The sequence below is a fragment of the Pseudomonas protegens genome (assembly GCF_003732485.1).
In the GTDB taxonomy this organism is placed as follows: Bacteria; Pseudomonadota; Gammaproteobacteria; order Pseudomonadales; family Pseudomonadaceae; genus Aquipseudomonas; species Aquipseudomonas protegens_B.
In genome coordinates this window covers 242042-250911 of sequence record NZ_MOAK01000043.1, presented here as the reverse complement: position 1 = coordinate 250911, position 8870 = coordinate 242042, and the positions used below count along the sequence as shown (strand labels likewise).

The 8870-nt window shown below is 63.2% G+C and carries 9 protein-coding genes and 1 tRNA gene; 1 reads left to right on the top strand and 9 read right to left on the bottom strand.

The genetic code is table 11. From position 1 onward, the window contains the following. Positions 1-324: 324 nt before the first annotated feature. From BLX41_RS10660 to ggt, 4 genes are all read right to left on the bottom strand, one after another. On the bottom strand, positions 325-642 hold the full coding sequence (locus tag BLX41_RS10660) for a helix-turn-helix domain-containing protein (protein WP_123724837.1): 318 nt from the start codon (positions 640-642) through the stop codon (positions 325-327). Further along, positions 629-949: a transcriptional regulator gene (locus tag BLX41_RS10655; protein ID WP_185073483.1), complete on the bottom strand. Its 321-nt coding sequence runs from the start codon at positions 947-949 to the stop codon at positions 629-631. The genes BLX41_RS10660 and BLX41_RS10655 overlap by 14 nt, the downstream gene beginning before the upstream one ends. A gap of 228 nt (positions 950-1177) precedes the next feature. Next, positions 1178-1672, bottom strand: a complete 495-nt coding sequence (locus BLX41_RS10650; RefSeq protein WP_123724836.1) for a GNAT family N-acetyltransferase — start codon at positions 1670-1672, stop codon at positions 1178-1180. 154 nt (positions 1673-1826) lie between these two features. Further along, a complete protein-coding gene (gene ggt / locus BLX41_RS10645; RefSeq protein ID WP_123724835.1) occupies positions 1827-3662 on the bottom strand; it encodes a gamma-glutamyltransferase in 1836 nt (611 codons plus the stop codon). A gap of 235 nt (positions 3663-3897) precedes the next feature. On the opposite strand from ggt, the gene BLX41_RS10640 reads away from it, so the two are divergent. Further along, entirely contained in the window at positions 3898-4890 is a 993-nt protein-coding gene (locus tag BLX41_RS10640; protein WP_123724834.1) for a cytochrome-c peroxidase, read from the top strand. A 48-nt stretch (positions 4891-4938) separates the two neighbouring features. Here BLX41_RS10640 and BLX41_RS10635 read toward each other — a convergent pair whose 3' ends face one another. The 5 genes from BLX41_RS10635 to BLX41_RS35035 form a co-directional block, all read right to left on the bottom strand. Then, complete coding sequence (locus BLX41_RS10635; protein ID WP_123724833.1) at positions 4939-5625, bottom strand: T6SS immunity protein Tli3 family protein; 687 nt, start codon at positions 5623-5625, stop codon at positions 4939-4941. Between the two features lie 118 nt (positions 5626-5743). After that, positions 5744-6583 carry a 5'-nucleotidase, lipoprotein e(P4) family gene (locus BLX41_RS10630; RefSeq protein ID WP_015637001.1) on the bottom strand — a complete coding sequence of 280 codons (840 nt, stop codon included), beginning with the start codon at positions 6581-6583 and terminating at the stop codon, positions 5744-5746. Between the two features lie 180 nt (positions 6584-6763). Continuing rightward, positions 6764-6840: transfer RNA gene (locus BLX41_RS10625), tRNA-Met, on the bottom strand. A 77-nt stretch (positions 6841-6917) separates the two neighbouring features. Continuing rightward, positions 6918-8381, bottom strand: a complete 1464-nt coding sequence (locus BLX41_RS10620; protein WP_123724832.1) for an amidase — start codon at positions 8379-8381, stop codon at positions 6918-6920. A gap of 70 nt (positions 8382-8451) precedes the next feature. Next, on the bottom strand, positions 8452-8870 hold a 419-nt coding region (locus BLX41_RS35035), incomplete at its 5' end, for an extracellular solute-binding protein (RefSeq protein ID WP_259744664.1).

The window sequence follows — 8870 nt, the reverse complement described above, 5'->3', positions numbered from 1 at the left end:
AAGCAGATTTGGGTGGCGGATTGCACAAGGTTGGCGGACCGGCACGAAAGGAACCGGCACCCCCGGAGGGGTCCCTGCGCAATCCGCCATGACACAGAAATGCGGGCACAAAAAAAGCGCCTGCATTCGTGTTTTGGCGCTATTGCGCCTTTCGTGGTTCGGGCCGCCAAGCCCGTTCGCTGATGTTTCAGCGACGGGCGAAGGATAGCGGGGGAGGGGGAGTGCCGCAACGGCATTGCTGCGACATTCTGTGACTGTGAGATAGACCGACTCTGTAGCCGCTGTCTTGTGGTCGCCGTCCAACCCAACCGCCGCGATCCGTGGCTACTGAGGTTGTGCCAGCACCTCTCGAAATACATCGGGCCTGAGCATTGCGATATGCAGCAATGAACGGGCAGCTCCAGAAGGCGAGCGCCGACCTTGCTCCCACTCTTGAAGGGTCCTTACCGACACGCCAAGCAGTTGCGCAAATTTGGGTTGCGACAACCCGGTTTTACCGCGCGCTTCGGCGGCCTTGGTGATCGGATTGCTATGGGTATGGCCATGCCGGCCGGCTTTGACATCGATGATCGCGTCCAGAAGCTCCTGGCCGATATTGCGCTTGGCATCGCGCTCCAATAGTTCTTTTTCAGTAAGGGGCATGATTCATCTCCTTCGCAATTCTGCGTAGAACAGGTGCTGGAATGTTTTCGGTAGCGCCTTTGCCATAGATCACCAGCGCAACCAGGGCTCCGCATGCGAGCTGGGTGGTATAGATGACCCGCACCGAGCCACTTTTTCCACGTCCATCAACGCTCCATCTGATTTTCCTGCAACCGCCAGAGCCCGGGATGACAACGCCGGACTCTGGGTCGCTGGCAAGAAACGTCATGAACTCTCCACGCTCCTCTTCGGACCAGTAATCGGGCCAGAGTCTGGAAAACAGCGGAGATTCTATGATCGTCAGCATGCGGGAGAATTCTACGTCCTTGACGTACCTTGCGGCAATGGTGGGTGCTAGGAGATGACTCCTGAAAGATTAAGAACGTGGAGTTGCAACTCCAATGAGCGGAGTCCTGATTTCCAGTCAGGCCATTCGTTTTCTTGTGTGTGATCCATGCCCCCGATGTCACCTTTTGCATGACCTGAAACCCGGGCAACTCTGCTCAGGGCGGCTCTATGATCCAAAGCAGCTAACTCAAGCTTCCAACACCTTCGCCATTTCACTGGTCGCCGCCCAACCCAGCCCCTGATACAGCGGCTTGCCGGCCTCGGTCGCATGCAGCACGGCAAAGCCCAGCCCGCGCTGGCTGAACTCGGCCTCTGCCAGTTTCATCAGCGCCGAAGCCAGGCCGCGCCGCCGGTAGGCCGGTTCGACGTAGACGTTGAGCACGTAGCCGCGTTGATCCTGGGTCGGATGGGAAGGGTGGGGCGGCCAGTCGATGCTCATCAGGCCGATGCTGGCCACGCTCTGCTCGGCGTCCATCAGGGCGAAGCCGTAGTAGCGGCCGTCCTCCAGGCGTTCACGCAACCAGGGGCGAAAGTGCTCGGTCATCACCTGCAAGGTGGAGAGATCCTTACCCGCATCGAGAAACATCGCCTGGCGATGGCGGCAGATCAGCTCAAGGTCCTGGGGCGTCAGGCGGCGTGGGCTCAGGCCCGGGATATCAAGGTCGGCTGCAATTTCGTTCATCGTCGGTTCCTCGGTGGACAGGGACGATGCTAGGGCAGATCCCCCGGCCGGGTCAGACACAGACCAGCGCAAAATTTTGCATACAGCGCCCTCGTTCACCGCCCACAAAAAAGGGCCAGCCTCACGGCCAGCCCTCGGGTTCATCCGATTACTCTCAATCCCCCAGCGCTTCCCCTTCGCGCCGTGGGTCGGCGCCGCCGGCCCAGGACGCCTTGCCCTGTGCATCACGCACGCGAACGATGGCCTGGGTGCCGCTGGTCATGTCGATCTCGTTTACCTCATGTCCCTGAGCTTGCAGTGCCTGCTTCAGGGCCGGGCTGAACTGGCCTTTCTCCAGTTCGGTCGGCCCGTTGCGGCTGCCGAAGTTGGGCAGGCCGACGGCGGCTTGCGGGTCGAGGTTCCAGTCGAGTATGCCCACCACCGACTTGGCCACGTACTCGATGATCTGCGAGCCGCCGGGGGAGCCGACGCTGGCCAGCAGTTCGCCGCTGGCGCGGTCGAAGACCAGGGTCGGCGCCATGGACGAGCGCGGGCGCTTGCCCGGTTGGACGCGGTTGGCCACCGGCTGGCCATTTTCCTCGGGGATGAAGGAGAAGTCAGTCATCTGGTTGTTGAGCATGAAGCCCTGGACCATCAGGTGCGAGCCGAACGCCGCTTCCACGGTGGTGGTCATCGATACGGCGCCGCCCAGGTCATCCACCGCCACCACTTGCGAGGTGGAGATGCGCATTGGCGAACGGTCCGGTGCGTAAGCCACCTGGATGCCCTGAGGCTTGCCCGGTTCGGCCTTGCCCATGCTGCGTTCGCCAATCAGGGCTGCGCGTTTGGCCAGGTAGTCCGGGGCGATCAGGCCGGCCACCGGCACAGGCACAAAGTCGCTGTCGGCCACGTACAGGCCACGGTCGGCATAGGTCAGGCGCTCGGCTTCGGCAATCAGGTGCACCGCTTGTGGCGCGGGCTCCAGGCCGGCGGGCAGGCTGGTTTTTTGCGGCTTGAGGTTGGCCAGGGCGTAGCGCGGGTCGCGCTGTTCCAGGGCCTGCAGGGTGCCGAGTATCTGCGCCACCGCCACGCCGCCGGAGGAGGGCGGCGGCATGCCGCATACCTGCCAGCGCTTGTAGTCGCTGCACAGCGGCGCGCGTTCCTTGGCGCGGTAGCCTTGCAGGTCGTTGAGCGACAGGCTGCCGGGGTTGGCGTGGCCCTGGACCTTGGCGACGATTTCTGCCGCCACCGGGCCCTTGTACAGAGCGTCCGGGCCTTCCTCGGCGATGCGTTTGAGCACCGCGGCCAGTGGCGGGTTCTTCAGCAAGGTGCCCACGGCTTTCGGCGTGCCGTCGGCATTCAGGAAGTACGCGGCCATGTCCGGCGAGCGCGCCAGGAAAGGATCGGCGCTGATCATGGTGTGCAGCCGTGGCGAGATGGCGAAGCCTTGCTCGGCCAGGCGGATTGCCGGTTCGAACAATTGCGCCCAAGGCAGGCGGCCGTGTTTCTGGTGGGCCATTTCCAGGGCGCGCAGCACGCCTGGGGTGCCCACCGAGCGTCCACCGATCTGCGCCTGAGGGAAGGCCATGGGCTTGCCGTCCGCCTGCAGGAAGAGTTTCTCGGTGGCGCCGGCCGGCGCGGTTTCCCGACCGTCATAAGTGCGCACGGCCTTGCCGTCCCAGAGCACGATCATCGCGCCGCCGCCAATCCCCGAGGACTGCGGTTCTACCAGGGTCAGCACGGCCTGCATGGCAATCGCCGCGTCGATGGCCGAGCCACCTTTGCGCAGCATCTCGCGCCCGGCTTCGGCGGCCAGCGGGTTGGCGGCGGCCGCCATGTGTTTGTCGGCGTGCCGGGTTTGCATGTCGGTGCGGTAGCCCGAGGCGATCTCCGGAGCGGCGGGCAGGGTGTTGGAAGACGGCGGGTTGTGGCAGGCACCGAGGCTGAGGGTGGCGGCCAGCAGGCTGAGGCTGAGCAGTTGGCGGTGACGGGGAGGGAAGTTCGAGAACACGCGTTGAGCTCCGTTCACAGGTAAATGAGGTGTCGTCCGTGTGGGGGAATGTACAGCAGTGGCACCGGCAGTTGGACCCGGGTGTGGCCCTGGCCAGGTGGTTGGAGCGGACCATCGCTCCTGTACACAGGGTCGCAGGCAGGCTTGCACCCGGCCGCCGATTGATCTGCGTCAGGGCAGCCGGGGGGCGTTGGGCACATGGTGAAGCAAACTATAAGCCTGATGAGAGGACGCCATGCACCGTTGTAAGTGGTTACTTGTTTTCGGATTGCTGTTGGGGGGTGAGGTTCGCGCAGAAACGCCAAGCGAACCGATCCAGCCGGTACAGCCGGTGAAGATCACCGATGTGGCCAAGGTGGAGCTGGGCAAGCAATTGTTCTTCGACCCGCGCCTGTCCAAGTCCGGTTTCATTTCCTGCAACTCTTGCCACAACCTGAGTATGGGCGGCAGCGACAACCTGCCCACCTCCATCGGCCACAACTGGCACCAGGGGCCGATCAACTCACCTACGGTGCTCAACTCCGGCTTGAGCTTTGCGCAGTACTGGGATGGCCGTGCGGCCACGCTTCAGGAGCAGGCCAGTGGTCCGATCACCAACCCGGGGGAGATGGGCTTTACCCATGAGTTGGCGGTGGACGTGCTGCGTTCCATTCCCCAATACCGGGCTTCCTTCAAGCGCGTGTATGGCAGCGATGAGATCAAGTTCGAAGACGCCACCAACGCCATTGCCGCGTTCGAAGACACCCTGGTGACGCCCAATGCGCCTTTCGACCGCTGGCTCAAGGGCGACAAGGCGGCGATCAGCCCTACCGCGCTCAAGGGCTATCAGCTGTTCAAGTCCATCGGCTGCGTGGCCTGCCACAACGGCGAGGCCGTGGGCGGCGGCTCGTTCCAGAAGATGGGCATGATCGAACCCTATGTCACCCAGAACCCGGCCCAGGGTGTGGCCGGGCTGACCGGCAAGGACGCCGACCGCATGCTGTTCAAGGTGCCGACCCTGCGCAACGTGGCGCTGACCTATCCCTACTTCCACGACGGTGCCTACTGGAAGCTGGAAGAGGCGGTGGACGTGATGGCTCGGCTGCAACTGGGACGCAAGCTGGGTACCGAGGAGGTCAGCCAGATCGTGGCCTTCCTTGAAACCCTGACCGGTGACCAGCCGGACTTCAAGTTGCCGATCCTGCCGCCGTCCTCGGCGCAGACACCACGTCCGCAGCCGTTCAACTGAGCGAAAAAACCGCAGCCTACTGCGGTTTTTCAAGCCCCACGTGCTGGGTCAGCCCTGCCTGGCCCCCGTGGCGCAATTGAACCGGTCATCGATGGGGGCTTGGCGAGCGGGTTCGAAGTAGCCAGGTGTACGAGTGCTATCGGTGCGTTGCCAGCGTTGTGGGTAAGACAGCATCGAGTAGGGCGAGTGGTCCTTGAGCGTCTCGTAGTTCAAGGACAGGTCGATCTGCGCGGCGCCGTGCAGGAGGGGCCCTTCGAGCGAAAGGACGGAGCCGGTCAGCCAGGTTCGCTCAGGGCTTTCCAGGTACCTGGGCGCGGTGATGCGCAGCCAGGTACGCCCGGCATCCTGGGAAAAGTACAGGCGCGGCAAGCCGCCCCCGCCCTTGCTGAAGCCCGGTCCTTGGGCAATCGGAATCACCAGGTAGTTGGAGTTGGCAGCATCGATCATCAAGTGCGAACCACGGCCATGCACGGTGATGCCGTTGAATGAGCCAAAGGGTGCAACCGGAGTGTGGATGCCGAGCCGGGTGTCGGTGTAGTGCACCATGTCGCCACTGCTGGCGATGACCGGCGAGGAACCGTTGCAGAGCTTGAAGGTGGTCCGGTCGATCTCGAAAAAGCGTGATGAGTCGATGCGGTAGATGACCCGGCCGGGCAGGTACTGGATCGGCTCGGGAGTGCTGCAGGCCCCAAGTACCCCGCACGAGATCAGCAACAGCAGCTTCCTTGCCCGCATGAGAAAACGACTCCTTGTTCCTGCCTGAGTGCAGGGGCTGGCGTTTATGACATCCCTGGGGGCTTGGCGCAACACTGGCCATGGCGGGCCAGCGTTGCGCTGATGTTGCGACGCCCTGTCAGGGCTTCATCTGCCAGGCCGTCGAGCTGGCCGCGGCCTTGAACTTGGCCCGATTTTCAGGAGTGGCCGGCGGTTCGGAGTCGCCGAAGATCGCCTTCAGCCAATGGCCGTCGGTGGGGTTGGGGAAGAGGATGAACTTGCGGCCGAACTGCTCCTTGTCCTCGGTCATCAGGCTGCTGCGCTGCTTGACGTCGGCCACGTAGTACTTGCGTTTGAAGTCGTTGAGGTTGTCGCCCAGCATCAGCACCACGTTGTGGTCCTTGGCGATCTCCTGCTGCCGCGGCTCCTTGTTGGAGCTGTCGCGGTACACCGTCAGGTGCTGCTCATCGGCATAGGGCAGCTGGTTCTTGCGCAGGTTGGCCAGGGCGTATTCGTAGGTCTTTTCGCCCTGGTCGCGGCTGGTGACGTAAAAGACTTCGACACCCTTGGATTGCGCGTACTTGAGGAACTCCACGGCGCCCGGGGTGGCCACCGGGCCATTGTCCGCGACCCATTTGTCCCAGGCCTCGTCGTCGAAGAACTCCTTGCCCGAATTGATCATGTAGCCCCAGTAGCTGTTGCTGCTGAGCACGGTGTCGTCAACGTCGCTGATGATCGCCAGGGGGCGGTCGCCGGCCTTGTGTTCCTGCAGGGCGCGGTCCAGTTGCAGACGGGCGATGTTGAAGCCCTGGTAGTACAGCGCCTCGAACTCTGCGGCGGTCTGCTTCCAGGCTACGGCGGCGGTCAGCAGGTTGGAGGGCGGGGTAGGGGCCTGTTCGGCGAAGGCTGGGGTACAGGTGATTGCCAGGAGCGAGAACAGCCAGGGGGCGACTGAAGTCCTGTGGTTTTTTATTGTCATTATCGAGCCCTTGAAGTGAGGATTGCGCAGCTCTCACAAACACTGCCCCGGTGTTCTATCTCACCCCGGGCGGGGGCTCAATGCAGGTGTCGCGTTTGTGGATCAATGCGGCGTAATCTCCGGCACTTTTCTGCGGGCATAAAAAAACGGCCTACCTTGCGGTAAGCCGTTTTTAGTACTTGGTGGCTACACAGGGACTTGAACCCCGGACCCCAGCATTATGAATGCTATGCTCTAACCAACTGAGCTATGTAGCCAAGTGGCGCGCATTATTCGCTCGGAACGACAATGCGTCAAGCGTTTTTATAAAAAAATTATCTACGCTATCAACCGTTTATCCCTTCCCCCCGAAAATCAGTGGCGATGGGCAGCGCTGGAACCAGCGGCTGGCCTGTTCGTAGGCGTGGGCCAGTTGCAGGACGGCGAAGTCGGCCTGGTGCTTGCCGATGATCTGCAAGCCCATGGGCAGGCCGTTGGCATTGAAGCCGGCCTGGACGCTGGCCACTGGGCAGCCGGACAAGGTGCCGGGAATCACCACCTCCATCCAGCGGTGGTAGGTGTCCATGGCCACGCCTTCGATGCTGCGCGGCCAGGGGCTGTTCTTGTCGAAAGGGAAGACCTGGGCGCTGGGCAGCAGCAGGTAATCGAAGCGTTCGAACAGCCGGGAGATGGCGCGGTACCAGTCGCTACGAATCACTGAGGCTTCGAATACCTGACTGGCGGAGAGCTTGAGGCCGTTCTCCACTTCCCAGATGGCCTCGTCCTTGAGCTGTGTGCGTTTCTGTGGATCGGCATAGGTGCTGCCCAGGGACCCGGCGACCATCCAGTGGCGCAGGGTGCGCCAACTGCTCCACAGGCGCTCGGGGGCGAAGTCGGGGCTGGCGGGTTCTACACTGCAGCCCAGGCTGCAAAAATCGCCCAAGGCTTTCTCGCAGAGCTCCAGCAGGCCCTTTTCCATTGGCAGGTAACCGTTGAAGTCCCCCAGCCAACCCAGGCGCGTGCCCTTGAAGTCGCGTTCCAGCGGGGCAGCGAAGCCCTGGCCGGATTCGGCGATGGACAGTGGCGCCCGTGCATCGCCGCCGGCCTGCACCGACAGCAGCAGGGCTGCGTCGCGCACGCTGCGGGCCATGGGGCCTTCGTAGCCGAGCTGGTCGATGAACAGGTCGCTGCTGTCGTCGAACGGCACCCGGCCCTGGGACGGGCGAAAACCGAAGATGTTGTTGAAGGCCGCCGGGTTGCGCAGCGAGCCCATCATGTCGCTGCCGTCGGCCACCGGTACCAGGTGCAGGGCCAGGGCTGCGGCGGCGCCGCCACTGCTGCCGCCAGCGGTCTTGCTCGGGTCATAGGCGCAGCCGGTGGCGCCGAACAGTGGGTTGTAGGTCTGGGAGCCGAGGCCGAATTCCGGGGTGTTGCTCTTGCCGATCAGGATCGCCCCGGCGGCCTTGATCCGTTCCACCATGATGCCGTCGCGCTCTGGGATGAAATCCCGGTACAGCGGCGAACCCAGGGTGGTGCGGATGCCCTGGGTCAGGGACAGGTCCTTGATCGCGTGGGGCAGGCCGTGCATCCAGCCGCGATATTCGCCACGGGCCAGTTCGGCGTCGCGCCGGTCGGCCTCGGCCAGCAGGGCTTCGGCCGGTTGCAGGCTGACCAGGGCATTGACCAGGGGGTTGTAGTGCTCGATGTGGGCAAGGTAGGTCTGCATCACTTCCCGGCAGGAAACCTGACGCAGGCGGATACGCTCGGCGAGTTCATGGGCCTGAAGCAGGACCAGTTCGCTGGGGGGCTTGGCGATCATGGCAGGAGGGCCTTTCAAACGGCTTTAGAAACGCCCCGGCATCCAGGCCGGGGCGGCAAGTCAACGCAGCTCAGCGCATCAGGTTGGTCCACAGGCGGTCGGCAAGGCGGATTGCGCCTTCGCCGCAGGTCTGGCTGAAGACCACCTTGGTGCCCTCGGGAATGTGCAGCTCGGGAGCATCCTTCAACCCGGCGTCGAGGAAGGGTTCGACGTCCTTGATCGGGCTCTGGTGCTTGAGGAAGTTCTGGGTCATGGCGGCGTTCTCAGGCTGGCTGAGGAAGGCGATGAAGGCCTTGGCGTTCGCCGGATTCTTGCTGCCCTTGGGGATGACCATGTTGTCCACCCAGGCCAGCACGCCCTCTTTCGGGTAGAGGTACTTCAGGCCGGGCTTCATTTCCCGGGCGCGCATGGACGATCCGCCCCAGAACATCGACATGTCGATTTCCCCGGCCGCCAGGTTCTCGCGGATCGCCCCGGCCTTGGAGCTGT